This window comes from Burkholderia sp. Ac-20349 (genome assembly GCF_017104865.1).
GTDB lineage: Bacteria > Pseudomonadota > Gammaproteobacteria > Burkholderiales > Burkholderiaceae > Burkholderia > Burkholderia aenigmatica.
Genome location: NZ_JAAGPM010000002.1, coordinates 160,826 through 186,098, shown reverse-complemented (window position 1 = coordinate 186,098; position 25,273 = coordinate 160,826). Strand labels below are relative to the sequence as shown.

Here is a 25,273-nt window from a genome sequence, read left to right as displayed (position 1 = left end):
CGCCGGTCATTCGTTCTCGCCGCTCGTGCAGACCGACGACGTGATCCTGTCGCTCGACGCGATGCAGGGCGTGATCGACGTCGACCGCGACCGGCGCGTCGCGCGCGTGCATGCCGGCACGCGGCTGTGGGCGCTGGGCCCGGCGCTCGCCGCGCACGGCCTCGCGATGGAGAACCTCGGCGACATCAACGTGCAGTCGATCGCCGGCGCGACCAGCACCGGCACGCACGGCACCGGCATCACGCTCGGCAACCTGGCGACGCAGATCGACAGCTTGACCTTCATGTGCGCGGACGGCAGCGAGATCCGCGCGACCGCCGATACGCATCCCGACCTGTTCGCGGGCGGCCGGATCGGGCTCGGCGCGCTCGGCGTGCTGACCGAGATCGGCCTGCGCCTCGTGTCCGCGTTCAAGCTGCGCCTCGAACGCGGCGCGATGCGTCTCGACGACTGCCTCGCGCAAGCGGACGCGCTGATCGCGAAGCATCGCTCGTTCGAGTTCTACTGGTTCCCGCATACGGACACCGTGCTGACCAAGGCGTGGGACATGACCGACGAACCGGCCAACGCGGTGCACTGGGCGAGCCGCGCGTCCGAGTCGTTCCTCGAGAACACAGTGTTCGGCGCACTGTGCGGGCTCGGCCGGCGCATGCCCTCGCTGTGCCCTGCACTGAGCCGGCTGTGCGCATCGACCGTGTCGGCCGGCCGGCACGTGGATGCGAGCTACGCGATGCTGTCGACGGTGCGCCGCGTGCGCTTCAACGAAATGGAATGGTCGGTGCCGGCCGAACGCGGCGCCGACGCGCTGCGCGAAATCCGCGCATTCATCGCGCGCCGCAGCTTCCCGCTGATGTTCCCGATCGAATACCGCTGGGTGCGCGGCGACGACATCTGGCTGAGCCCCGACTACGGCCGCGACAGCGTGCGCATCTCGGTGCACCAGTATCGCGGGATGCCGTTCGACGCGTACTTCTCGGGTGTGCAGGCCATCTGCCGCAATCACGGCGGGCGGCCGCACTGGGGCAAGGTGCATGCGATGAAGGCCGCCGAGCTGGCGGCATGCTATCCGCACTGGGACGATTTCCTCGCACTGCGCGAACGGATGGATCCGCACGGGCGCTTCCTGACGCCGTACCTGCGCACGCTGTTCGGTCTGCCGCAACACGCCAGCGCCGCCGCAGCCGCTCGCGCCGCGCCGGCCCGCCGAGGGACACACCCGATGCACGAAACGGCCGGCGTCGCGCAGGATCGGCCGCGATCCAACCCGGAGGCCTCATGAGCACAGCCACCCTGCAGGTAGCCGCGCAGTCGCGTCCCGATCCGTCGACCGGCGCCGTCGTCCGCCTTGCGCTCGCGTTCGCGGCCGCCACCAACGGCCTGATCCTGTCGCCGTTCCTCGTCGCGGCCGTGATGACGCGCTTCCGGCTCGACGAAGGCACGGCGACCGCGCTCGTCAGCGCCGAGATCCTCGGTATCGCGATCAGTTGCGCGCTGCTGTCGCACCGGATCGCGCGCGCCGCGCGGTCGTTCACGCTGGCCGGCGTGGTCGGCACGATCGCCGGGCAGGCGCTCAGCGCGGTCGCGCCCGGCATCGCGTCGGCGGCGGTCGCGCGCGGGCTGACGGGGCTGTTCGAAGGGATGCTGTTCGTCGTCGTCGCGTCGGGCGTATCGCAGCGCGCGTCGACCGACCGCCTGTGGGGGCAAATCAACCTGCTCGCGGGCGTCATCAACGGCGGCATCCTCGTGCTGATCTCCGCGTTGCCGGCCGGCTTCGGGCACTGGGTGTTCGCACTTCTGGCGGCCGTCGTCGCCGTGCTGGCGCCCGCGATCCGCGGCATCGACGCATTGGCGAGCGCACCCGCGCAGACCCACGTGCGCGCCGGCACGCTGCCGTGGCGGCCGGTCATCGCGATCTGGGTCGTGACCGCGCTCGTCTACGGCGTGCAGGCATCGCAATGGGCGATCGCCGGCTTTGTCGGCGAACGTGCGGGGCTGTGGCCGACGACGATCGGCGTACTGCTGTCGGTGTCGTCGCTGCTCGGCTTCGTCGGCGCGGCGATTCCGTCGCATCCGGCCAGCCACCCGCACCGCCTCGCGCTGATCTGGGCCGCGCAGCTCGCGATGATCGCGTCGATCGAATGGTTCTTCAGCGCGCGCAGCGGCAGCGCGTACTTCCTGAGCCAGTTCGTGCTGAACAGCGCGTTCTTCGTGATCGTGCCGTTCCTCACCGGCATGCTGTCCGACGTCGACCCGGACGGCTCGCTGGTCGCGCGCACGCTCGTCGTCACGTTCTTCGCGGCCGGCATCGGCACCGCGCTGTCCGGTGCGCTGCTCGGCCGCTTCGGCGGTACGCGCGTCGCTCACGTGCTATGCGTGGCCGTGCTGGCCGCCGCCCCGTTCGTGCGGCTCGCGTTGCGCCGCGCGACGCCCGGTGCGGTGGCGAGCGCGTCGCCGTCGCGCTGACCGCAGTGCGCCATGGCGTGGCCGCGACGCACCATGAGAATGGCCGCCACGGCCTTGGCCTGCGCAAATTTGGCTTTCTACATTCGTTTCCGGCGGTGCGAGCCGCCGTCCCCCTGTCGATGCGGAGTCCCAAAGAATGAATCGTCACGATAGCGTTCGCGCCGCGTGCTGCGCGATGTTGGTCCTGGCCGGTACCGGCGCGCACGCGCAAAGCAATGTGACGCTATATGGCGTGATCGATGCGGGCATCCGCTACGAAACGCACGGCGTGTCGTACGGCGCCGACGGCTCGCCGGTGTCGACGGGCCGCAAGATCTCGATGGCCGACGGCGGCGGCCTGACGGAAAGCTACTGGGGCCTCAAGGGGCAGGAGGATCTCGGCGGCGGGCTGTCCGCGCAGTTCAACGTCGAGAGCCACTTCGGCCCGAACAGCGGCGCGATCGTGCCGGCCGGCTCGCCGAACTTCTTCCAGGTCGCGTACGTGGGGCTCACGTCGACGTCGCTCGGCCAGCTCGCGCTCGGCCGCCAGTACAACGTGCCGTTCGAGATGGTGTCGCTGACCTACGGCTCGAACCTGTGGGCCGGCCCGCAAGACCCGTACTTCAACCTGTTCAAGCCGGAGCAGACGATGCTCGCGGGCGCGCGCACCAGCAACATGATCCAGTACGGCGCGCAGCTCGGCAGCCTGTACCTGCTCGCACAGTACGCGCCGGGCGGCCATGCGGGCGGCGGCGTGCTCGGCAGCCAGGCCGGTGCGGCGATCGCGTACGCGCCGGACAAGGGGCCGTTTACGGTCGGCGCATCGTTCATGCGCACCTGGGACGACGTCACGCACGCGAAATTCGACATCTATGGCGGCGGCGGCTCCGTCACGCTCGGCAACGCGACCGTCAACGCCGGCTATATCGAGAACGCACGCGACAACGACTTCACGTCGTTCGAGAGCGGCCCGTTCAGCTCGACCGATCTCGCCGCGCTCGGCATCATCTCGCCCGCGCAGGTGGTCGATCCGTCGACGCCCGGCGGGTTCCGGCGCCGCAAGATGGCGCTCGCGGGGCTGACCTACAAGTTCACGTCGGCGTTCACGGCCGCCGTCAACGCGTGGTGGACCACGCAGTCGGGCTACACGCCGGACTTCGACGGCCGCGCGCGCCAGTTCCAGGTGATCGCCGGCTACAGCCTGTCGAAGCGCAGCATGCTCTATGCGGAAGTCGACTACGCGATCTATCGCGGCGGCCTGGTCGGCGCGCAGCTGGTCGGCGTGAACGGGCAGGCGCCGAGCACGAGCACCACGCAGCTCGGCGCGACGGTCGGCTTGCGCCACTACTTCTGAAGCGGGGCCGCACAGGATGTGGGCGATCGCGGCCGGGGCGGCGCCGGGTCTCCGGCCGGGCGGGACGAGTACAATCCATGGAAAAAAATACGGAGCATCCATGGACGAACCCGACCGTTATACGACGGCGAATCTGCCGGTCCATCTGTTGCGGTGCCTCGCGGAGACAAGCAAGGAACTGGGCATCGATCCCAAGCGGCTGTGCCTGGGGCTCGGCTTCGACGTCGCGGACCTGTCGAATCCGTCGTGCCGGATTTCATTGCGCCAGGCGAGCACGATGATCCGCCGCGCGCTCGAGATGGCGCCGGGGCGGGCGCTCGGCCTCGAACTCGGCACGAGCGAGACGATCGCGTCGATCGGCCTGGTCGGCTATGCGATGCTGACGAGCCCAACGCTGAAGGACGCGATCGTGGTCGGCATCGAGCTGCAGCGCCACACGGGGCCGCTGATGCGCTTCGAAGTGATCTCGGATGCGCGCACGCTGTCGATCCGCGCGACCAACCTGCTGATCGAATCGGACATCGAGGCGTTCCTCGTCGAGGAAGCGTTCGGCAGCTTCATGAAGATCGGGCGCTCGCTCGTCGGCCCCGCGTTCCAGCCGAAGGTCATCGATCTCGGCTACCCGCCGCCGGCCTATGCGGAGCAATACGCGCGCGTGTTCCCGTGCCCGGTGCGGTTCGAACAGGAACAGAACCTGTTTTCATGCGACGCCGCGCTCGGCAACCGCCCGATCGCGACCCACGATCCGCTCGCGCATCGCCAGGCGCTCGAATTCCTGCAGGACGCGCTGCCGCCCGAACCCGAAGGCACCGAATTTCTCGAATCGATCGAACGGATCATGCGGCGCGACCTGCGCCATGCGCCGTCGCTCGCGGCGATCGCCGCGCAACTGTGCATGAGCGAGCGCACGCTGCGGCGGCGGCTGGCCGATCAGGGCGTGTCGTACCAGACGGTGATCGACACGATCCGCCGCAAGCGCGCATTCACGCTGCTGAGCAACCCGCGGCTGTCGATCGAGGACGTCGCGCATGAAGTCGGGTTCAGCGATGCGCACAACTTCCGGCGCGCGTTCAAGCGGTGGACGGGGCACGGGCCGAGAGAGGGGCAGCGCCCGCCCGCGTGAACGTCACGCGGGCCCGGGCCGATCACGGCATCTGCTCGCCCAGGCGCAGCTGATTCGTCACCTGCGTCACTCCGTCGACCTGCCGGGCCGCGTCCACGGCCATCGCGGCCTGCTGACCGTCGCTCACACCGCCGCGCAGCGTCACGACGCCGCTCCGGGCACGCACCACGATGCGCGTCGCGTTCAGCCCGCGCGTGCGTGCGAGTGCGGCGCTGACACGGCGCGTCAGGCGCCGGTCGTCGGCCCGGCGCGCCTGGTCCGCCGGTGCCCCGCTGGCAAGGGTTGGCGACCCAAGGTCCGATGCGGCTCGCGCGGGGCCGGCTACGGCGACGATGCCGCATGCCAAGGCGGTCGCGATCAATACACGTTGTACTGCTTTCATGGAGTCTCCTTTCACACACGGAAAATGGCGTCGACCCGACGCTCAGAATTTCGTCATCAGGCCGATCGATACCCCCGTCGTGCCACTGCCGCCCGGCCGCAGGCCGATGGCCGCGATATTGGTCGGATCGGTGCGGTATGCGCCGGAGAAGCCGTTGCGATCGAACTCCGCATAAATCTCGGTGCGCTTCGACAGGAAGTATTCGACGACCGCATACGTCGTGAGCTTGTGCCCGTCCGCGTCGCGCCGGTTGCCGAGATTGCGGCCGATGTCGTCGTACATGCCGGCCGTGAACTGCAGGAACGGCGTGGCCTGATAGACGGCACCCACCGACGGGATCCTGTCGCGGCGGTGCGGCCGGCTCGGGTTCGCGCTCGAAATGTCCAGCGCCGAGTAGCTCGCATAGAGCCGGCCCGCCCCGATCTGCCAGGTCCCGCCCGCCATCCAGGTCTGCGCGGACTGCGACGCGTCCGCGCTGTACGTCTTCGCATAGGACGCACCGCCGAGCACCGTCTGGTACTGATACATCGCCGCCGCCGAGAAATTGGTTCCGGCGCGCGTATTGCCGGCGACGCCGCCGGGCGAATAGCTTGCCGCGAGTCGCAGGCCGCCCAGTTCGCCGATGTACTTGATCGTGTTGTTGAAGCGGGAATCGAGCGTGAACGGATTGCCGACCCACAGCACACCGGGCTCGATGGCAAGCGACTGGCCGCGCCCGCCCGCCGGATCCACGACGATCCCGAAGTCGGTCGCCGCATTGAACTGGCGCCCGAACGTCAGTCGCCCGAAGCCGCCCGTCACGCCCACGTACGTCGCCTGCGAAAACAGCGTGCCGGCCGTCTTCACCGCGCCGGTTCCGCTGCTGAAAGCGCCATCGAGCACGAACAGCGCCTTGAATCCGCCGCCCAGATCCTCTTTTCCGCGAATGCCGAAATCGTTTCCCGAGATTATGTTGTTGTTGAACCCCACGGCGCTCCCGCCCTGCATGCCGTTGGTCCATCGAATCCCGCCGCCGATCTGCCCGTAGAGGGTCACGCTCGACTGCGCCACGCTGATGCCCGGCAACGCGCCGAGCAATGCCATCCATGCGAATTTTCTCATCCGTCTCCTCCTGCCAGTGCCTGGCTTTATATGTTGGTCACTGCCTCACTTCATGATTCGCATACCGAATTAATTTAGCGATACCCGTTGCCGATCGATACCCGTTGCCGATCGCTTCACGCTGTTACCGGGATCGGCGCACGCGTGCCCGCGTGCGCCGATTCCCGCCCTCCTGGATTACTCGGCCGGCCGCCCGACGTTCTGCACGAGCGAGCTGACGTATCCCGGCCCGCCGGCGCCGTCGTGCTCGACCTCGACGTACCACGCGAGGTTGTGACCCGCCTGAAGGTTCAGCGCGGCGTGCCACTCGCCGTCACGCGCCGCCATCGGCATCGATTGCCACGTGGCGCTGCGCCAGTCCTGCGAGACCGGGTGAAACGCGTGGAACAGCCTGACGCCCGACACGTGCTCCGCCTCGACGCGTGCGACCACGGCCAGCCGGTCGCCGGCGGTCTCGTGCCGGACCACCGGCATGCGCGGCACGCGACGGCCGGCAAAGGTGCGGGCCAGCCACATCCGCCACGCCGCCAGATGCTTCGTGGAGACCCACGAATGACGCACGTTGTCGACGGCGAGATAGGCCTTGTCGCCCGGCATCTCGGTCATCATGCTGTTGGGCGCGCCGAGCGCGAAGAACTCGTCGTTCGTGCCGAGCGCGACGAGATAGGCGGCCTTGATCCGGTCGCGCCACAGATACGGATCGAAATGCATCAGCATCTGAAAACCGACCGGATTGTTGAGCGCGCGCAGCATCGTCTCCGCGCCCTGAAAGCCCGGGCCGGCGCGCGACTCCGACGGCCCGGCGACGTGCGGCCCGAACTCGGCGAATTTCGTTGCAAGGTGATACAGGTTGTTCCCGCCGTGGTAGCCGCACACCATCACGCCCGCCACCCGGTCCGGGTCCGCGCCCGACGCAATGGCTACGCCGACCCCGCGCTTCGAATTGCCGATCAGGACGGCCCGCTTCGTCCCGATGCCCGGGAGCGAATGCAGCAGCGTGATGGCGCGGAGATACGCCTTCGCGATCGGGTAGTACCCGATCCAGGTCAGGTCACCGGTTTCCAGCATCTTCTTCAGCGCATAACCGGTGAAATCCGATTCGTCGAGGCCGAACGGGCAATCGGCCGGGTTCGCGAAGATCATGATCGGCATCCCGAGGTCGAGCGCCGTGCCTTCCGCGTATTCGCCCTCGGTATCGAGCGTCGTGCCGGGAATGACACGTTGGGCCCATTCCCCGGGCTCGAAGGCCTGGCGCGCCGTGCCGATAATGCCGGCTGCGCCGTCGCCGTCATAGCCGTCGGGCACGTAGATGCGGGCGGGATGCCGCCAGACGAGCCCGTGCCATTGCTGGCTGGTGAAGGTCAGCTCGATGACGCGAACCCGGCGCCCGGCTCGATGCCGGCTCTCGCGCACGCAATCCGAGACGATCTCCGGCTTCAACGTCGATTCGTCGAGCAGTTCCGCCTTGTCGAAAAATGGTGCCGGCCCCAGCGCCAGCTTCTGGTCCGTGAACATCTGATTCATGAGTGGAGTTCCTGGTTGATAAGTGCCGCTTCGGCGGCCTTGGGACGAATGACGCAGGCAAACAGCAGCACCACGGCGACGAGCGCGAGTGCGACGAGATAGAGCGCCGGCTCGAGGCTGCCCGCCCGCACGCGAATCGCGCCGAACAGCGCGGAACTCACGCCGGATGCCGCGCCCATGCTCGAGATCAGCGCCACGCCGGCGGCGGCCGCATCGCGCGGCAACAGGCGCGTCGCGATCGCCCAGAGCACCGGGTACGCAGACGCGATGCCGCTGGTTGCCAGGATGGCGCCGGCCATGACGCCGGGCAGCGCACCGTGCGAGACGGCCATCGTGCACAGTCCGGCAATGCCCGCACCGACCGCGACGATGAAATGCAGGTGACGCTCGCGGCGACGGTCCGAACGGCGGCCGTACCAGACCATCGCGATCGTGCCGATCAGGTTCGGGATCACGACGTACAGGCCCACGTGCTGCAGGTTCGTGACGCCGGTCGCCTCGATGATGGACGGCAGCCAGAAAATCAGCAGGTTGGTCGCGCACCCCAGCGAGAACGTCGTGAAGCCCAGCAGATAGACGCACGGCTCCCGCAGCGCCGCGCGCAACGGATGGCGGGCGGCAGGCCGGCCCTCAGGCACGCCAAGCGCCTGCTGCACGATACGGCGCTCGTCGGGCGACAGCCAGCGGGCCTGTTCCGGACCTTCGGGCAGCACCCGGAACGCGATCATGCCGAGCACGATGCTCGGCACCCCTTCCAGCAGCATCAGCCATTGCCAGCCGCCAAGCCCCGCAACACCGTTCATCGCGTTCAGCACCCAGCCCGATACCGGCCCGGTCACGAGCCCGGCTGCGGCAGCGGCCGTCATGAACAGCGCAATGACCTTCGCGCGGCGCTCGGCCGGAAACCAGAACGTCAGATACACCACGACGCCCGGGAAGAATCCCGCCTCGAACGCGCCGAGCAGGAAGCGCAGCGTGTAGAACTGGCCCGGCGTCCTGACGAACATCGTCGCGGCCGCCGCCACGCCCCACAACGCCATGATCCGCAGCAGGGTGCGGCGCACGCCGACCCGCCGCAGCATCAGGTTGCTCGGCAGCTCGAACATCAGGACCCCGACGGAGAACGCCGAGGCCGCCACGCCGTACACCGCGTCGGTGAATCCGAGCGCCCCCTGCATCTGCAGCTTCGCGAGGCCGATATTGTTGCGATTGACGAACGCGGTCAGATAACACAGGAACAACAGCGGCACGAGACGCCGCGTGATGCGCGCGAACACCCGCTCCGCTTCGCTGCGCGCGGCCATGCCGCCGCCGTCCGTCGAGCATTCCATTCCGGTGTTCATGCGGAAGTCCCTCCGTCAGGACGCGCCGCATGCACGCGATAGCCCAGGCCCGGCGACAGCACGCTGCAGTCGCCGTCGGACAACATGACGGTTTCAAGCGCGTCGTGGTTCATCGCGTCGTCCACGAACTCGACGATCGTGCGCACCTTCGCGCAGGCCACGCCCACGCCGGCGCACGCCTCCTCGAGGTCGGCCGCGCGCCATTCGCGGATCGCGGCCGCCAGCGCGGTGCGCAACGCCACCGGGTCGCTGGCGCGCAGGAACGCGGCCGGCCCGCCGGCATCGAGCGGCGGATCGAAATAGCGCGGATCGCGTGCAATGTCGGCGCGCCCGAGTATGCCGAGCGCGGCCGCCAGTTGCCGCGGCGTATTGGCGCCAAGCGCGACCCAGCCGTCCTGCGTGGCGAACAGGTCCGCCGCCGGACTGCCCGAGTATCCCTGGTTGCCGACCCGTGGCGGTGCAACGCGGGCCGTGAGCGCCTGGCACGCGAACGGATACATCAACTGCAACGCGGCGCCGGTCATCGACACGTCGAGATAGCGCCCCAGACCGGATGCATCCCGCTCGCGCAGCGCGGCCAGGATCGCCATCGCAGCGACGAGCCCCGTGCCGGCATCTACCACCGGGAAGCCCGTCTTGACCGGCGGCTCGCCTTCACGGCCGGCCATCAGCGTCATGCCCGTCGCCGCCTGGACGACATGGTCGTAGGCCGGCCGGCCCTGCCACGCGCCGGTGTTGCCCCAGCCGCTGATCGCAGCGTAGACGAGCCCGGGATTCCGCGCCCGCAGCGCGCCGTCGCCCAGGCCGAACCGGTCGAGCACGCCCGGCCGCAGGCTGTCGACCAGCACGTCGGCTTCGCGCGCGAGTTCGAGTGCCTGGTCGCGGTCGCCTGCATCGCTCAGGTCCAGCTCGATGGAGCGCTTGCCGGCGTTCAGCGCAACGAAGCCCATCCGCCCGTTGCCGCGGCGCATCACGTCGCCGCCGTTGCGATTCTCGATCTTGACGACCTCGGCACCGAGTTGTGCCAGATGGAACGTCGCCAGCGGGCCCGCGATGACGTGCGTGAAATCCAGCACGCGAATCCCGGCGAGCGGTTTGAATGCCGTCATGCCCGCGCTCCTGTCGCTGCTGCCCGACGCGTCGGCGCCCCGGTCGGCTGCCGTTGCCGGTCCCCTGCTTGCCCCAACCCCTTGCGCATGTCTCTCTCCATTAGGTCGAGTCGCTATTGTGGGCAGGTTGCGCTTTCATGAAAATTGAAGATTCATGAACCAGCATTCCGAAAACATGAATCCCGACCTGATTTCCGGGCGACGCAATGCGGGCAATTTCCTGCGGCTGCGACACTTGCGCATGCTTGAGCTGGTCGCGGACGGCGGCTCGCTCGCCGCGGCCGCACGCATGCTGCACCTGTCGCAGCCGGCGATCACGAAAATGCTGCAGGAGATGGAAGCGGTATTCGGCACGATGCTCGTGACGCGCGGCGCGCGCGGCGGACGGCTGACCGCCGATGGCGAAGCCGTCCTGCAGCGCCTGCGGATCGCGCTCGCGCAATTCGACGTCGCGCTGGCCGGCGACGGCAACGACGAAGGCCGGCCGCTGCTGCGCATCGGCATGCTGCCCGTGGTCAGCGTCGCACTGTTGCCGCAGATCATGCGGAACCTGACGCGGGACGCACCCGCGCCACGGTTCACGGTCATGGAATCGAACGTCTCGGGACTGCTGGACGCGTTGTCGGCCGGAAGGATCGACTGCATCATCAGCCGCCCCGACGCGGAAGCGTTGTCGAAGCTCGACGGGCTCGACGTCACGATCCTCCCCGTGTACGAAGAACCGCTCGCGATCGCGTGCCCGCTCGCGCATCCGTTCGCCGATGCGCGACGCGTGTCGACGGAGCAGTTGCAGCGCGAAGACTGGATCGTCCCGCATGCCGGCACCGATACCCGCCGCGCGTTCGACGCGCTGTTCGTCGACCACGGCCTGATGCCGCCGCGCCCGCTCGTCGAATCGATGTCGTTTCACACGAACCTGCAGATGGCCGACGCGCTCGGCGCGCTGACCGTCGCGCCGCAGTCGGCCGTGCTGCACTATGCGCGCATGGGCGTGATCCGCAGGGTCGGTGGTTTTCCGGTCATGCCGGTGGGGGAAATCGCGCTGATACACCTCGCGACGATGGCCAGCCTGCCCGCGCTGCAGCGGTTTCGCGATGCGGTCGAAGCGGCCGCGCATGCGCGGCGTTGATGCGCGGTCATCGCAGGCGGGCCGGTTGTCGTGCCATCACGCCATCCACCCGGCGTGCAGTCAGGCTGACGTCGCAGTAGCCGACGGCCACCGCACGCGCATCACTGCGGCTCGCCGATCCCGCCCATCAGCGTCATCAGTTGCTCGCGCAACCATCGACTGCCCTGGTCCTGATCGGCGCTGCGATGCCAGTAGCAGAAGTATTCGAGGGCCGGCATCTCGAACGGCAGTTCGAGAATGCGCGCCGGATAGCGCTGCAGCAACCGCAGCGGCGCCGTCAGCGCAAGATCGCCGCGCATCGCGATCAGCGGCGCGACCATGTAGTGCTGCACGCGCATCTGGATGGTGCGGCGCAGCCCGAGGCGCGTCAGTTCCGCGTCGACGTGCCCGCTACCCTTGCGGCGGCTCGACACGTGGATGTGCCCCATCGCAAGGTAGTCGTCCATGGTGAGCGTGTCGCCCTTGAACGGGTGATCGTCGCGGATCATGCATGCATAGCGGTCGCGCACGAGCAGTGCCTGGTGCAGATGCGGATCGCCGATCAGCGGCGCGTCGATCGCGATGTCGACGGAGCCGTTCGCGAGCGCGGTCGCGACTTCGCGGCGGTCCATCGTGTAGCTGCGCACGTGCATGCCGGGCGCATGCGTCTGCAGCAGTTCGCCGAGCGCAGGCAGCAGCAGCGCTTCGGTCAGGTCGCTCATGCTCATCCGGAACACGCGCGTCGACGACGCCGGATCGAACACGTCGCCTTCGTGCGCGCTCGAATCGAGCAGCTGCATCGCCTCGCGCACGCGGCCGACGATGTTCTCGGCCAGCGGCGTGGGCATCATCCCGGCCGGCGTGCTGACGAACAGCGGATCGTTCAGGGTCTTGCGCAGCCGCGCCAGCGCGTTGCTGACGGCCGGCTGCGTGAGATTCAGCACCTCGGCCGCCCGCGTCAGGTTGCGCTTGGTGTAGATCGCGTCGAATACGACGAACAGGTTCAGGTCAATCTTCGAAAGGCGCATCGCCGGATCTCCTTGCCGGCATCTTACGGCGTGCGCCTCCCGTTCGTCCACGGCCCTGCGCATCGTGGCGAGACGCTCAGCCGCGCAGCGGCGGCGTCAGGTACGGGGCCGTCGAACCCGGCTCGCCGTCCTTGATTTCCATCCGCGCGATCGCCTGCAGGTGCACCTCGTCCGGGCCGTCGGCGAAGCGCAGCGCGCGGCCCCAGGTCCAGAGGTCGGCGAGCGGCGTATCGGGGCTCAACCCCGCCGCGCCGAACACCTGCATCGCGCGGTCGCACACGTCCGTATAGACGGTCGGCACCAGCGCCTTGATCATCGCGATTTCCTTGCGCGCGGCCTTCGCGCCGACCTTGTCGATCATCCACGCGGCCTTCAGCACCAGCAGGCGCGCCTGCTCGATCTCGATGCGCGAGCGCGCGATCCATTCGCCGACCGTACCGTGCTTGTTCAGCGGCTTGCCGAACGCGACACGCGACTGCGCGCGGTCGACCATCAGCTCCAGCGCCAGCTCGGCCGCGCCGATCGAACGCATGCAGTGGTGGATCCGGCCCGGCCCGAGGCGTGCCTGCGCGAGCGCGAAGCCGCTGCCTTCCTCGCCCAGCAGGTTGCTCGCCGGCACGCGCACGTTGTCGAACGTGATCTCGCAGTGCCCTTCCGGCGCATAGTGATTGACCACCGTGATGTTGCGCACGATCGTCACGCCCGGCGTGTCGCGCGGCACGAGGATCATGCTCTGCTGCTGGTGCGACGCGGCCTCGGGATCGGTCTTGCCCATCACGATGAAGATCTTGCAGTTCGGATGCGCGGCGTTCGTGATGAACCACTTGCGGCCGTTGATCACGTACTCGTCGCCCACGCGCTCGATGCGCGTCGTGATGTTCGTCGCATCCGACGATGCCACATCCGGCTCCGTCATCGCGAACGCCGAGCGGATCTCGCCGCGCAGCAGCGGCTTCAGCCACTGTTCGCGCTGCTCGGGCGACGCGAACATGTGCAGCAGCTCCATGTTGCCGGTGTCCGGCGCGTTGCAGTTGAACACTTCCGACGCCCAGCCCACCCGCCCCATGATCTCGGCGAGCGGCGCGTATTCGAGGTTCGTCAGGCCCATGCCGGGCTCGTCGTCCTTCAGGTGCGGCAGGAACAGGTTCCACAGCCCTTCCGCCTTCGCGCGTTCCTTCAGTTCCTCCATGAACGACACGGGATACTGACCCGCGTGCACTTCCTCGTTCCACTGGCGGATGCGCGGCACGATGTGCGCGTCCATGAATGCGCGCACGCGGCTGCGCAGTTCTTCCACTTTCGGGGTGTAGCCAAAGTCCATGATCGACTCCTCGATTTCGTTCGTCCGGTTCCGTCAGAAGGCCGAGACACCGCCGTCGACGGCGACGGCCTGCCCGGTCAGATAAGTGTTTTCCTTCGCGCACAGCGTCAGCATCGTCGCGACGATTTCCTCGGGCCGGCCGAGCCGCTTCATCGGCGAGCCCTGCGCGAGAAAGTCCTGGCGGTCGCCGATATCGCTGTCGGTGACCATCGGCGTCGTGCTGTAGAACGGGCACACCGCATTCACGCGAATGCCGTGGCGCGCGTATTCGAGGGCCGCCGTCTTCGTGAGCCCGACCACCGCATGCTTCGACGCCGCGTAGGCCGCCAGCTTCGGCGCGCCGCCGAGCCCGGCCATCGACGCGACGTTCAGGATCACACCTGCGCGCTGCGCGAGCATCTGGCGGATCTGATGCTTCATGCCGAAGAACACGCCCTTCGCGTTCACCGCGAAGCTCAGGTCGAGATCGGCTTCGTCGGTGTCGATCAGCGCCTTCATCGGCGGCGCGATGCCCGCGTTGTTGATGCCGACGTCGAGCCGGCCGAAACGCTCGGCCGCCGCATGCACCAGCGCCGCCACCTCGGCCTCGACGCGCACGTCGCAGCGCTGCGCGATCACGTCGGCACCGGCCGCACGCAGCGGCGCGGCCACGCGTTCGAGCGCGTCGTCGTTCAGGTCGCCGAGCGCGACGCGCGCGCCCATCGCGGCCAGCTCGCTTGCGAGCAACGCGCCGAAGCCGCTCGCGGCGCCGGTGATCATCACGGCCTGTCCGGCGTAGCTGTCGATCTTCATCGCGCGCTCAGATCGTCAGGCCGCCGTCGACGACGATGCATTCGCCGTTCGTGTAGCTCGCCGCATCCGATACGAGATACAGCACCGTGCCGGCCATTTCGCGCGGCTCCGCATGGCGGCGCAGCGGAATCTTCCCCATCCAGGTCTCGTAGATGTCCTTGTCGGCGAACAGCGCGCCCGCGAACTTCGTCTTCGTGAGGCCCGGCAGCAGCGCGTTCACGCGGATGCCGAGCGGCCCGCATTCCTTCGCGAACGCCTTCGTCATGTTGACGACCGCGGCCTTCGTGATCGAGTAGATGCCCTGCCGGTCGCCCGGCTGCAGCGCGTTCACCGACGCCGTGTTGACGATCGCGCCGCCGCCGTGCGTCTTCATCAGCTTGCCGGCCTCGACCGACATGAAGAAGTAGCCGCGGATGTTCACGTCGACCGTCTTCTCGTACGCGGCGAGGTCGGTATCGAGGATGTGCCCGAAATACGGATTCGCGGCCGCGTTGTTCACGAGGATGTCGAGGCGGCCGTGCTTGCCGCGGATGTGCTCGAACGTCGCGGCGATGTCCTCGAGCCGCCCGACGTGGCAGGCCAGCGCCTCGGCGCGGCCGCCTGCCGCGACGATCTCGTCGGCCACGGCCTGGCAGTCGTCGAGCTTGCGGCTCGACACGATCACGTGCGCGCCCTGCTCCGCGAGCAATTTCGCGATTTCCTCGCCGATGCCGCGGCTCGCGCCCGTCACCAGGGCGATCTTGCCCGTCAGGTCGAACAGATTCGTTGCCATGTTGCTGTGCTCCTCCATTGATGTGTTGTCGTGCCGCCGCGCGGTGAAGCCCGCGATGTCAGCGATGCGCGTCGATCACGCCGACGGCCAGTTCGGCCAGCCGCCCGGCCATCTCGCCGACACGCAGCGCCTGCTCGCTCGACGCATTGCCCTGCAGCGCGCGCGCCTTCACGCCCTGCGCGATCGACGCGAGCCGGAAGAAACTGAATGCCAGATAGAAGTGCCAGTCGCGGATCGGCTCGATGCCGCGCAGTTCGCAATAGCGCGCGACGATCGCCGCTTCGTCCGGCACGCCGAGTTCGGCGCGATCCTGGCCCGCGAGCCCGCGCACCTGCCCGCCGGTCGGCAGCCGCAGGCACATGCAGAGATACGCGAGATCGGCGAGCGGGTTGCCGAGCGTCGACAGTTCCCAGTCGAGCACGGCCTGCACGCGATAGCTGTCGCGCGCGAACATCAGGTTGTCGATCCGGAAATCGCCATGCACCAGCGTCGGCCGGCCGGTATCCGTGGGGCACGCCTTCGGCAGCCAGTCGATCAGCGTTTCCATCGCATCGAGACGCTCCGTTTCCGCCGCGCGATACTGCTTCGTCCACACGCCGATCTGGCGCTCGAAGTAGTTGCCCGGGCGGCCGTAGTCGCCAAGGCCCACCGCGTCGACATCGACGTCATGCAACGCGGCCATCGTCTGCAGCAACGCGTCGTAGCACGCCGCACGATCGGCCTTCGGCAGTTCCGGCAGCGCCGGATCCCAGAAAATCCGGCCGTCCTCGAAGCTCATCACGTAGAACATGCTGCCGATCACGTCGCGGTCTTCGCACAGGTGATACGGCCGCGCGACCGGCACCGCGGTGCCAGACAGCGCGCTCAGCACGCGGAATTCGCGGTCGACCGCGTGCGCGGACTTCAGCAGTTCGCCGGGCGGCTGGCGGCGCAGCACGTAGCGGCCGCTCTTCGCATGCAGCAGGAAAGTCGGATTCGACTGGCCGCCGGCGAACTTCTCCGTGTCGACCGGGCCTTCGAAGCCCGGCACGTGCGCTTCCAGATAGCGCGTGAGGCGGGCTACGTCGAGTTGCTGGGTAGGGTTCGTCATCGTCGCGATCGTTCGTGGGTCAGCCGTAGGTTCGCAGCGCGTGTCGTTCGGAATCCTCCAGATGCGGGATGCCGTTGAACGACGCGAGGTGGAACGCATCGGCGTTGAAGAAAAACTGCGAAAGACTGCTGTTGCGGATCTGCAGGTTCAGCGCGATCGCGCTCGACGGCGGGGCGGCCAGCACCTGCTGCACGGTGACCGCGATCGGGCCGCCGGAGCTCACCGCCAGCACGCGCTGGCCACCGCCGTGGCGGATCGCCGCGCGGGCGTCGGCCACGCGCTGCTGGAAGTGCGCCCAGGTCTCGGGGGCCGAATCGCCGAGCTTGTCTTCCGACCAGAGCTGCAGCACCTGCCGGAGCGCGCGGAAATGTTCCTTCATCGAGCCGGCCGCGAGGCGGGCGAGATCCGGGTAATCGTGTGCGGCGGCGGCGAACAGGCCGTGGAAGTCGTATTCGTTCAGGCCCGGGTGGCGGTCGACCGACGTGCCTTCCCGGCCCATCCCGCGCAGGATCGCGTCGACCGTCTGCGCGTGGCGGTTCAGCGTGCCGCAGATCACGCGGTCGAATGTGAGCGCTTGCTGCGCGAAGTATTCGCCGAGCCAGACGCTCTGCTGCTCGCCCGCTGCGGACAACCGGTCGTAGTCGTCCGTGCCGAAGGACGCCTGCCCGTGCCGTACCAGAAAAAGTTCAGCCATCGCATGCCCGCCAGATCAGAAGGATTCAGCATAGGGGGCGGGGACGCATTTTTAAACTTTATTTTCTGAATCCGGGGGTATTCATTGGGTGAATTGCGGCCGGCCGCCGTTGCCGCGGAGCGACGCGCCGGTGTTACCGGATCGGGCGCTGCATGACGATCACGTCGCCGGTAAACCGCGGATTCACCGTGCGCCGAATCTCGTCGAAGCCTTCGCGCTGCCAGAAGGCCTGCGCGCGAGGATTGGTCGAAATGACGGCCAGCTGCGCCACGCGATAGCCCCATTCCCGCGCCATGTCGAGGAGCAAACCCAATGCAGCCTTCCCGTAACCGCGCTGTTGCTGCGCTTCCGAGAGCAACAGCAGGCCGATCCATAGGCAATCATCGTCCGGATAGGCGCGGATGACATCCGCACAGCCGATCATGTGCCGGTCGACCCACAATCCGAACACCGATTTGTCAGCCGCCGCCTTCGCAGCGGGCTTGCCGACGAAAAAATCGTCGACGTCTTCCTCGGTGGGCGCACGGCCTTCAACGCATTGCGTGTACGAAGGCGCTTCGGTAAAGACGCGCCAGACGTTGGCACGGTCGCTGGCCGACTCGCCGGACAGCCGGTGGAGGGTGAGCATCGGGATCGGATACGCGTCGGGGACAGGAGAGCCGATTTTAGGGCGAACGGAATGCCTTTTGCGTTACGCTTCCCGGACACCCCGCAAGCCGTTTGCGCCCAGCCTCCGCACCCGCCCCTGCTCACCCCGCTCGACACGCCATGACCGACGTCCTCAACCCGAACTACCGCGAATCCGTCGCCGCCAGTTTCGACAAGCAGCACGCGATGCGCCTGATCCAGGCCAGCATGCCGCTGATCGACATCGGACGAACCGAGATCCACGTGCCGCACTGGCAGGGCATCGAACAGCAGCACGGCTTCGTCCACGGCGGCGTGGTCGGCATGATCGCCGATTCGGCCGCCGGCTACGCGGCGATGACCACGGTGGCGGCCGATGCGTCGGTGCTGACCGTCGAATACAAGGTGAACCTCGTCGCGCCCGCCGCCGGCGACAAGCTGATCGCCCGTGGCGAGGTGATCCGGCCGGGACGCACGCTGATCGTCACCAAGGCGGAAGTCTTCGCCGTCAGCGGCGACAAGGAAACGCTGTGCGCGGTCATGCAGCAAACCATCATGGTGATGCACGGGAAGCGCGATCGCGCGTGACACGGCACCGATCAGCGACGCAGCGGCGCGTGCACGCGATCCAGCGCGTCATTCATCCAACGAATGCCCCGGACGTAGCCGCCCGGGGGTGCATGCCCGTTACTGCGAGCCCTCCAGACGCAACTGCAACCGGCTTTTCACGGACGTGACACCCGGCACCTGGCGGGCCGCATCCACCGCGACCTGATCCTGCGACTGATCCGTGATCTGCCCCGCCAGCGTCACGTCGCCCGTCTTCGCCTTCGCAAACACGGTGACCTGCGCACTGCCGATGCCGGGCGCCTTCGTGATCGCCAGGCGGACCTTCTTCGCGAATGCGCGATCGGCCGCGCGATCGGCCTTCTTCGCCGCCCGTGCCGCCGCTGACGGTGACGGTGACGGTGACGCAACGGACGACGCAGCCTGCGACGTGGTGACCCGTTGCGGGCCGGACACGTCCGCATTGGGCGCGCCGGACTGCGCATGGACCAGGATCGGCGACAGCGCGACACAACCTGCAACGACGGCAAGACGGATCTTCATCGAATTCTCCTCAAGGAACGAACGGTAACTGCGGGGGAAACTGCGGGGGAAAGCGGTCAGGCCACCGCACCCGACATCGCACGGGTGCGCGCGCGGCCGCGCGGCGCGGTGATCGATTCGAGTGCGAGTTCGTCAGCCGCCAGCGCGGGCGACAGCGTCGCGCGCAGGTGGTCGAGAAAGGTACGGATCTTCGCGTCCACGAAGCGCCGGGACGCGAACATCGCGTAGACGTCGAGCATCGTCAGTCGGTAATCGGGCAGCACGCGGACGAGCCGCCCGCTGCGCAGATCGTCGATGACCGAGTAAATCGCGAGCGAGCCGATGCCCAGCCCCGCACGCAGCGCGATCGACAGCGCTTCCGGCGCATTCGCGTGGAACGGCGCGGCCAGCACGGTGTGCGTTGCAACGTCGCCGACGCCACCGGCGCCATGCAACTGCCATTCGCCAGTCGCGTCGGCGGGCGTATCGAGGCACAGGCACGTATGCCCGTCGAGTTCGGCCGGGGTACGCGGCGAGCCGTGCCGCGCGAGATAGGCCGGCGACGCGACCAGCACGCTGTAGCTCCGGCCACACGAGTGCGCGATGTAACCGGAATCGGGCAGGCTCGACGCGGTGACGACCGACACGTCGTACCCCTCTTCGACGAGATTCGGCAGCCGCTGCGAGTACGTGATTTCGACCGACACTTCGGGAAAGATCGCCTGGTACGCGACGGCCGATGCGGTCACGTGGCTCTGCCCGAGCCCCGGCATCGTATGCACGCGCAGCCGCCCGTACGGTCGGACCAAGGCATTGCGCGCTTCGGCGTTCGCCTGGTCGACATCGCCGAGGATCGCCAGCAGGCGTTCGAAATAGCGCCGGCCGCTGTCGGTCAGCGCGATCTTGCGGGTCGTCCGGTTCAGCAGCCGGATCTGCGCGTAGTCCTCCAGGCTGGCGACCGCCCGCGACACCTGCGCGGTCGCCATGTCGCCCTGCCTCGCGACGGCGGTGAAACTGCCGGCCTGCACGACACGCACGAACGTCCGCATGTTTTCAAGCATGTCCATTTCGATTCATCGTCCATCGCGGCCGTCGCGCCATCCGCCGCGCGCACGATCGGGCCAACCCGCGCCCGGCCGCACGACGCAGCCTCGGTTTCGAACCACGGCTCGCCACGCATCGGACCGCACCGGGGCCGTCGATCGTGCTACGCGCCGTCATGTTCAGTGATACCGATTGTCGCCATTCGTCGCGTTGCCTTCAGCCCCCCGTCCGGGGGGCTGAAGCGCGGCCCGATCATGTGGAATGCTTGCCGTCTGCGGCGGAAGCCGGCGTGCGTAGCACGATCTTGCCGATGTGGCGGCCGGAATCCATCAGCGCGTGCGCCGCGCTCGCATCGCGAAGATCGAAGGTCTGGTAGACCTGCGGCTTCACCGTGCCCTGTCGGATCAGCGGCCACACGGCTTCCTCCAGCTCGCGGATGAGCTGCGCCTTTTCCTCGTAGGTGCGCGAGCGCAGCGTCGAGCCGATGTGCGTGAGGCGCTTGGTCAGCATCGGGAACAGGTCGAGCTCCTTCGCGGGCCCGTTGATCACGCCGATCTGGACGATGCGGCCGTTCATCGCGGCTGCCGCGAAATTGCGCGCGACGTAGTCGCCGGCGATGATGTCGACGATCACGTCGACGCCCTTGCCGTCGGTGAAGCGCTTGACCGCGTCGACGAAATCCTCGTTGCGGTACTCGATCGCGAGGTCCGCGCCGAGCCGCTGGCTTGCGTCGCGCTGCGCTTCCGAGCCCACCGTCGTGATGATGGCCGACGCGCCGAACGCCTTCGCCAGCATCGTCGCGGTCGTGCCGATGCCCGACGCGCCGCCGTGAATCAGCACGCTGTCGCCGGCCGCGAACCGGCCGCGCTGGAACAGGTTCAGCCAGACCGTCATGAAGGTTTCGGGCAGCGCCGCCGCTTCCGTCATGTCGAGGCCTTCGGGAATCGCGAGCGTGTTGCTCTCGTTCGCCACCGCGTATTCCGCGTAGCCGCCGCCCGGAATCAGCGCGCAGACCTCGTCGCCGATCGCGAAGCGCGTGACGTCGCGGCCGACCGCGACGACTTCGCCGGCGACCTCGAGGCCGGGAATGTCGGACGCGCCGGGCGGCGGATCGTACAGCCCCTTGCGCTGGAACACGTCGGGGCCGTTCACGCCCGCCGCGTGAATGCGGATCAGCACTTCGTCCGGGCCCGGCGACGGCACGGGACGCGTGGTCGGCACGAGCACTTCGGGGCCGCCGGGACGCACGATTTCAATCGCCGTCATGTCGGCGGGCAGGGGTTTCACGTCATCAGTCACGATATGATCCTCAACGTTCGTCGATGCGCGGCCGATTCGCGGATCATCCTCGAATCGCGGCATCGCAATGGGTGTGAAGACAGTCTAGGGACGGTGCCGCTCGCAGGCACGCAGTGAATTGCCGAACGAGGAATGCAAAAATGCATCAGTCAGCACAAGCGATGAACTGGGACGACGCGCGCGTGTTCCTCGCGATTCATCGCGAACGCACGTTGCGCCGCGCGGCGCAAACGCTCGGGGTCGACCAGGCGACGGTCGGGCGCCGGCTCGCGCAACTCGAACACATGCTCGGCGCCACGCTGTTCCTGCGCTCGTCGAAGGGCTACCTGACCACGCCGGTCGGCGAGCTGGCGCTGCGCGCCGCCGAGGCGATGGAACAGCATGCGCACGAGCTCGTCCGGCTGACGCAGGGTGTCGACCGGCGGCTCGCCGGCGAGGTCAAGATCACGACGACCGATGCGCTCGCGCTCGAATTCGTGATGCCGTCGATCGCGCGGCTGCATGCGAAGCATCCCGACGTGTGCGTGTCGCTGAACACGGCGACTCAAGTCCTGAACCTGGCGAAACGGGAGGCCGACATCGCGGTGCGCACCGTGCGGCCCGACAACCCCGATCTCGTCGCGCGCCGCCTCGCCTGCTGGGACATGGGCCTGTTCGCTTCGCACGACTATCTGCAACGGCATGGCGAGCCCGTGCGCGGCAGTGCGTTCGCGGGGCACGACCTGGTCGTCTACCAGCCGTATGTCGAGGCAAGCCGGAAGCCGGCGATCGCCGGCGAGCCGATCGCCGCAGGGCGCATCGTCGGGCGGATGAATTCGAGCCTGATGATGCGCGCCGCGCTGCGCGCGGGCCTCGGCATCGGCGAAGTGCCGGTACACATGGGCGAACGCGACGGCCTCGCCCGCATCTGGCCCGCGCAGATGCGGGAAGCGCCGTACGAAGTCTGGCTCGTCACGCATCGCGACCTGCGCCACACCGCGCGCATCCGCGCGACGATCGACGAGATCGTGTCCGCGTTCGACACGCATCGATGAATGCATCGCGCCGTGGCAACGTCGGCGTGCCGCCCGCAGCCGTCTACTCGTCGCCGACGCGCGTGCGGGACGACGCATCGAGCGCCAGCCCGCTGCGAACGGCCTGGATGCGCGACGTGACGTTGAGTTTCTCGAAGATGTTCTTCAGGTGCCACTTGATCGTCTCCGGCGCAACGCGCAGCGCGCGGGCGATCTCCTTGTTGGACAAGCCGCGCGCGACGTAATCGAGGATCTCGACCTCGCGCGCGCTCAGGTTGCCGGCCGTACCGGGCCGCGCAGCCGGCGCGGCATTCGATGCGCGGTCCGCGTCGAACGCACGGGCGAGTTCGCGCAGATACCACGCGCCGACTGACGGAAACCGGTCGGCCCGCTTCAGCACGCGCGCCGTCAGGCGTTCGACCACGGCGCCTTCGTCGACGAACGTGCGCACGAGCCCGTTGCCTTGCCCGTATTCGAGCGCAGGGGCAAGCACGGCCAGTGCGTCGTCTTCCTGCCCGGCCTGTTCGAGCGCGACCGCACGCAGCACGGCGGCCTGCGCGGCGAACCAGTCGAAGCCGCGCACGGCCAGCACGTCGTGCACCGTTGCCATGACCTGGGCGGCTTCTTCCGCGCGGGCATCGGCGAGCAGCAAACGCGCCCGCGCGGACTGCGCCATCTGCCACGTCTCGACGTAGCTCGACGCGGCCTCCGGCGGCGCAGCCGACACCAGCGCCGCCAGCGCGCGGCCGACACGATGGGCCTGCGTCAGCTTCCCCGCGCTCACATGCAGCCGAACGCCGGTCGCCATGCAGGCGACGCGCAACCGCAGCCATTGCCGGCTGCAGGCGATGTGATCGGCCTCGTCGAGCATCTCGTGCGCGCGGGCCTCGTTGCCCGCCCGGAACTGCAGCTCCGCGGCCGTCTGCATGAACCGCAGCAGCGGCCCGAGCGAACACGCCTGCATCGCGATGTCGAAACGGTCGCGCTGCGCTTCGCGCACCTTCGGCCAGTCGTTCCATTCGTAATAGATCGCGGACAGGTAGCCGGCCGACAGTGCCGTCGCCGCCGACAGCCGCCCCGCCGAGCGCTCCGCGCCGCGCAGCGCGGTCTCGAAGGTCTTCGACGCATCGTGCAGCCTGCCCGCGACGAATTCGGCCAAGCCGGACATGTTCTGCCGATAGACATGCGCAAACAGCGGCTCCTGCCCCGACGCCGCACGTTCCGCGCGCACGCGCAGGTCGAGCGCATCGTCGAGGCGGCCCGCGTAGCCGAGCCCGAAGAGGAGCGTCGTCTGCCCGATCTGCTCGACCCACGAGCCGGCCGGCGGGCCGGCCGCCAGCACGCGCTCGCCGAGCTCGAGCGACTCGATGCTCCGGTCCGACAGCCCCGCGATGAGCGAGCGGACGCCGAGCAATTCGGTGGCGGTAATCGCATCCGTACCGAGCCGCCGTGCGTCGATATCGGCTTCGATCGCCTCCAGCGCGCGGCGCGCGTCGACCATCTGCATCGACAACGCCAGCGCCCACACGTGGGCGATCCGCAGGCGCAGGCGACCCGCCAGCGCCGGCTCCGGCAGGCGGGACACCCAGTCGAGCACGGTGCGGACGTCGCTGGCGGCGATCAGCTTCATCGCGCACGCCTCGACCCAGCCGGCGGCCGCGTCGAAATCGCCGGCGGCGAGCGCGTGCCTGACCGCATCCGGCCATTGCCGTTCGGTCGCGTACCACGCGCTCGCGCGACGATGCAGCGCGGCGACGTCGTCCGGCCGGCGCAACGCCAGCTCCTCGCGCAGGTATTGCAGGAACAGCGCGTGATACCGGTAGCTTCGGCGGCCGCCGTCGACCGACCGGATGAACAGGTTGTGCGCGCTCAGCCACTCCAGGCACGCGACGGCATCGTCGCGTCCCGTCAGCGCATCGCACAGTGCGGGCGTCATGCGATCCAGCACGGCCGTGCAGAGCAGGAAATGACGGATCGCGTCCGGCACCTGCGTCATCACGTTCTCGTTCAGGTACGCGGCAATGCCGGCGCGCGCATGGCTGACCTGCTCGGCGACGCGCGCCGCATCGTTGTCGTCGCGCAACGCGAGCGCCGCGAGCTGCAGGCCCGACACCCAGCCTTCGGTTGCCGCGCGCAGCCGCCCGATGTTGTCCGCGCTGAGCGGCTTGCCGGCGACGCGCTCGAAGAACGCGCGCGTCTCCGCTTCGTCGAAGCGCAGGTCGTCCTCGTCGACCCGGACAAGCTCGTCGCGCGATTCGAAATAGCTGAGCGGCAATGCGGGCGCCGAGCGGCACGACAGCACCACGTGCAGGTTCGAGGGCGCATAGCGCAGCAGCTCGAACATCGCGTCGTGGATGACGGGCGACGCGAGGCGGTCGTAGTCGTCGAGCATCAGGACCAGCTCGATACCCGCGCCCTCGAGCTCGTTGAGCAGTTCGTCGAACACGATCTTCAGCGGAATCAGCGCGCGGTCGCGCAGCAGCCGCCGCGCGCGGCCGCCGACACCGCCCGTCGCGTCGACGATCGCCGCCACCACGTACGACGAGAAGATCGACGCGTTGTCGTCGTCCTGGTCGAGGCTCACCCAGGCGACCTTCACGTTCCTCGCCACGAGCGCGTGGCGCCATTCCGCCAGCACGGTCGTCTTGCCGTACCCGGCCGGCGCGCACACGAGCGTCAGCCGGCGATCGAGGCCACGCGCGAGCCGGCCAAACCGCGCGATGCGCGACACGATTCCACGGGCCGATGCCGGTGCGAGCTTGGTGCGCACCAGCACTTCGATCCCGTCGGCGTCCGCAGGCCCTGCTGCTTGTCTGCTGTCGCTGGACGTCATGCTGTTCCTGTTCTCCTTGCGCTGCGCGCGTGCGTCCGCCTGGAAGGCCGGGCCGCCGTGCGGCCCGGTGCGCGGCGCGGAGCCGCCGCACGCCGAAACAGCATAGCGACACGGCGACGACCGTCAAAAGTAGGTGATGTCCGTACCGCGGCGCGCGCCGGTCGAACGGAAGGACTCGCATTGTT

General features: G+C 68.3%; 23 protein-coding genes. 7 read left to right on the top strand and 16 right to left on the bottom strand.

Annotated features, from left to right (window positions below; translation table 11 throughout):
• The 4 genes from G3N61_RS01745 to G3N61_RS01730 form a co-directional block, all read left to right on the top strand.
• A partial coding sequence (locus G3N61_RS01745; protein ID WP_205821211.1) for a D-arabinono-1,4-lactone oxidase occupies positions 1-1,279 on the top strand: 1,279 nt, incomplete at its 5' end.
• Complete coding sequence (locus G3N61_RS01740) at positions 1,276-2,463, top strand: MFS transporter (RefSeq protein ID WP_205821210.1); 1,188 nt, start codon at positions 1,276-1,278, stop codon at positions 2,461-2,463. The genes G3N61_RS01745 and G3N61_RS01740, both read left to right, overlap by 4 nt.
• Positions 2,464-2,599: 136 nt before the next feature.
• On the top strand, positions 2,600-3,796 hold the full coding sequence (locus G3N61_RS01735; RefSeq protein ID WP_205821209.1) for a porin: 1,197 nt from the start codon (positions 2,600-2,602) through the stop codon (positions 3,794-3,796).
• A 100-nt stretch (positions 3,797-3,896) separates the two neighbouring features.
• A complete protein-coding gene (locus G3N61_RS01730; RefSeq protein ID WP_043179037.1) occupies positions 3,897-4,919 on the top strand; it encodes an AraC family transcriptional regulator in 1,023 nt (340 codons plus the stop codon).
• 22 nt (positions 4,920-4,941) lie between these two features.
• Here G3N61_RS01730 and G3N61_RS01725 read toward each other — a convergent pair whose 3' ends face one another.
• The 5 genes from G3N61_RS01725 to G3N61_RS01705 form a co-directional block, all read right to left on the bottom strand.
• Positions 4,942-5,301: a BON domain-containing protein gene (locus G3N61_RS01725; RefSeq protein WP_205821207.1), complete on the bottom strand. Its 360-nt coding sequence runs from the start codon at positions 5,299-5,301 to the stop codon at positions 4,942-4,944.
• Positions 5,302-5,343: 42 nt separating this feature from the next.
• Positions 5,344-6,402 carry a porin gene (locus G3N61_RS01720; RefSeq protein ID WP_205821206.1) on the bottom strand — a complete coding sequence of 353 codons (1,059 nt, stop codon included), beginning with the start codon at positions 6,400-6,402 and terminating at the stop codon, positions 5,344-5,346.
• 177 nt (positions 6,403-6,579) lie between these two features.
• Entirely contained in the window at positions 6,580-7,926 is a 1,347-nt protein-coding gene (locus G3N61_RS01715; protein WP_205821205.1) for a PhoPQ-activated protein PqaA family protein, read from the bottom strand.
• Complete coding sequence (locus G3N61_RS01710) at positions 7,923-9,269, bottom strand: MFS transporter (RefSeq protein WP_205821204.1); 1,347 nt, start codon at positions 9,267-9,269, stop codon at positions 7,923-7,925. Before G3N61_RS01710 ends, G3N61_RS01715 begins: the two co-directional genes overlap by 4 nt.
• Positions 9,266-10,378 (bottom strand): CoA transferase, encoded by a 1,113-nt coding sequence (locus G3N61_RS01705; protein ID WP_043179045.1) that lies wholly within the window; start codon positions 10,376-10,378, stop codon positions 9,266-9,268. Before G3N61_RS01705 ends, G3N61_RS01710 begins: the two co-directional genes overlap by 4 nt.
• A 154-nt stretch (positions 10,379-10,532) precedes the next feature.
• On the opposite strand from G3N61_RS01705, the gene G3N61_RS01700 reads away from it, so the two are divergent.
• Positions 10,533-11,507: a LysR substrate-binding domain-containing protein gene (locus G3N61_RS01700; protein WP_205821203.1), complete on the top strand. Its 975-nt coding sequence runs from the start codon at positions 10,533-10,535 to the stop codon at positions 11,505-11,507.
• A gap of 101 nt (positions 11,508-11,608) precedes the next feature.
• On the opposite strand, the gene G3N61_RS01695 is transcribed toward G3N61_RS01700, so the two are convergent.
• The 7 genes from G3N61_RS01695 to G3N61_RS01665 form a co-directional block, all read right to left on the bottom strand.
• Positions 11,609-12,514, bottom strand: coding sequence for a LysR family transcriptional regulator (locus tag G3N61_RS01695; protein ID WP_205821202.1), 906 nt, complete (start codon positions 12,512-12,514; stop codon positions 11,609-11,611).
• A gap of 76 nt (positions 12,515-12,590) precedes the next feature.
• Positions 12,591-13,835, bottom strand: a complete 1,245-nt coding sequence (locus G3N61_RS01690; protein ID WP_174914491.1) for an acyl-CoA dehydrogenase family protein — start codon at positions 13,833-13,835, stop codon at positions 12,591-12,593.
• A gap of 33 nt (positions 13,836-13,868) precedes the next feature.
• Positions 13,869-14,627, bottom strand: a complete 759-nt coding sequence (locus G3N61_RS01685; RefSeq protein WP_089453972.1) for a glucose 1-dehydrogenase — start codon at positions 14,625-14,627, stop codon at positions 13,869-13,871.
• 7 nt (positions 14,628-14,634) lie between these two features.
• The gene (locus G3N61_RS01680; protein ID WP_043179052.1) at positions 14,635-15,399 is read right to left on the bottom strand and encodes an SDR family oxidoreductase; all 765 of its coding nucleotides are present in this window, start codon (positions 15,397-15,399) and stop codon (positions 14,635-14,637) included.
• A 58-nt stretch (positions 15,400-15,457) separates the two neighbouring features.
• On the bottom strand, positions 15,458-16,489 hold the full coding sequence (locus G3N61_RS01675; RefSeq protein WP_089453973.1) for a phosphotransferase: 1,032 nt from the start codon (positions 16,487-16,489) through the stop codon (positions 15,458-15,460).
• A gap of 19 nt (positions 16,490-16,508) precedes the next feature.
• Positions 16,509-17,183, bottom strand: a complete 675-nt coding sequence (locus G3N61_RS01670) for a histidine phosphatase family protein (protein WP_089453974.1) — start codon at positions 17,181-17,183, stop codon at positions 16,509-16,511.
• 133 nt (positions 17,184-17,316) lie between these two features.
• Positions 17,317-17,811 carry a GNAT family N-acetyltransferase gene (locus G3N61_RS01665; protein ID WP_089453975.1) on the bottom strand — a complete coding sequence of 165 codons (495 nt, stop codon included), beginning with the start codon at positions 17,809-17,811 and terminating at the stop codon, positions 17,317-17,319.
• Between the two features lie 140 nt (positions 17,812-17,951).
• Here G3N61_RS01665 and G3N61_RS01660 point away from each other — a divergent pair, with 140 nt between their 5' ends.
• Positions 17,952-18,398 (top strand): PaaI family thioesterase, encoded by a 447-nt coding sequence (locus G3N61_RS01660; protein ID WP_089453976.1) that lies wholly within the window; start codon positions 17,952-17,954, stop codon positions 18,396-18,398.
• Positions 18,399-18,497: 99 nt separating this feature from the next.
• On the opposite strand, the gene G3N61_RS01655 is transcribed toward G3N61_RS01660, so the two are convergent.
• The 3 genes from G3N61_RS01655 to G3N61_RS01645 form a co-directional block, all read right to left on the bottom strand.
• Entirely contained in the window at positions 18,498-18,920 is a 423-nt protein-coding gene (locus G3N61_RS01655) for a BON domain-containing protein (RefSeq protein WP_205821201.1), read from the bottom strand.
• Positions 18,921-18,976: 56 nt separating this feature from the next.
• Entirely contained in the window at positions 18,977-19,966 is a 990-nt protein-coding gene (locus G3N61_RS01650) for a LysR family transcriptional regulator (protein ID WP_089453978.1), read from the bottom strand.
• Between the two features lie 229 nt (positions 19,967-20,195).
• Positions 20,196-21,209, bottom strand: coding sequence for an NAD(P)H-quinone oxidoreductase (locus G3N61_RS01645; RefSeq protein WP_089454086.1), 1,014 nt, complete (start codon positions 21,207-21,209; stop codon positions 20,196-20,198).
• Positions 21,210-21,382: 173 nt separating this feature from the next.
• Between G3N61_RS01645 and G3N61_RS01640 the strand changes: the two genes are divergently transcribed.
• Positions 21,383-22,276, top strand: a complete 894-nt coding sequence (locus G3N61_RS01640; RefSeq protein ID WP_241017503.1) for a LysR family transcriptional regulator — start codon at positions 21,383-21,385, stop codon at positions 22,274-22,276.
• 43 nt (positions 22,277-22,319) lie between these two features.
• Here G3N61_RS01640 and G3N61_RS01635 read toward each other — a convergent pair whose 3' ends face one another.
• A complete protein-coding gene (locus tag G3N61_RS01635) occupies positions 22,320-25,088 on the bottom strand; it encodes a LuxR C-terminal-related transcriptional regulator (protein ID WP_205821200.1) in 2,769 nt (922 codons plus the stop codon).
• Positions 25,089-25,273 lie beyond the last annotated feature (185 nt).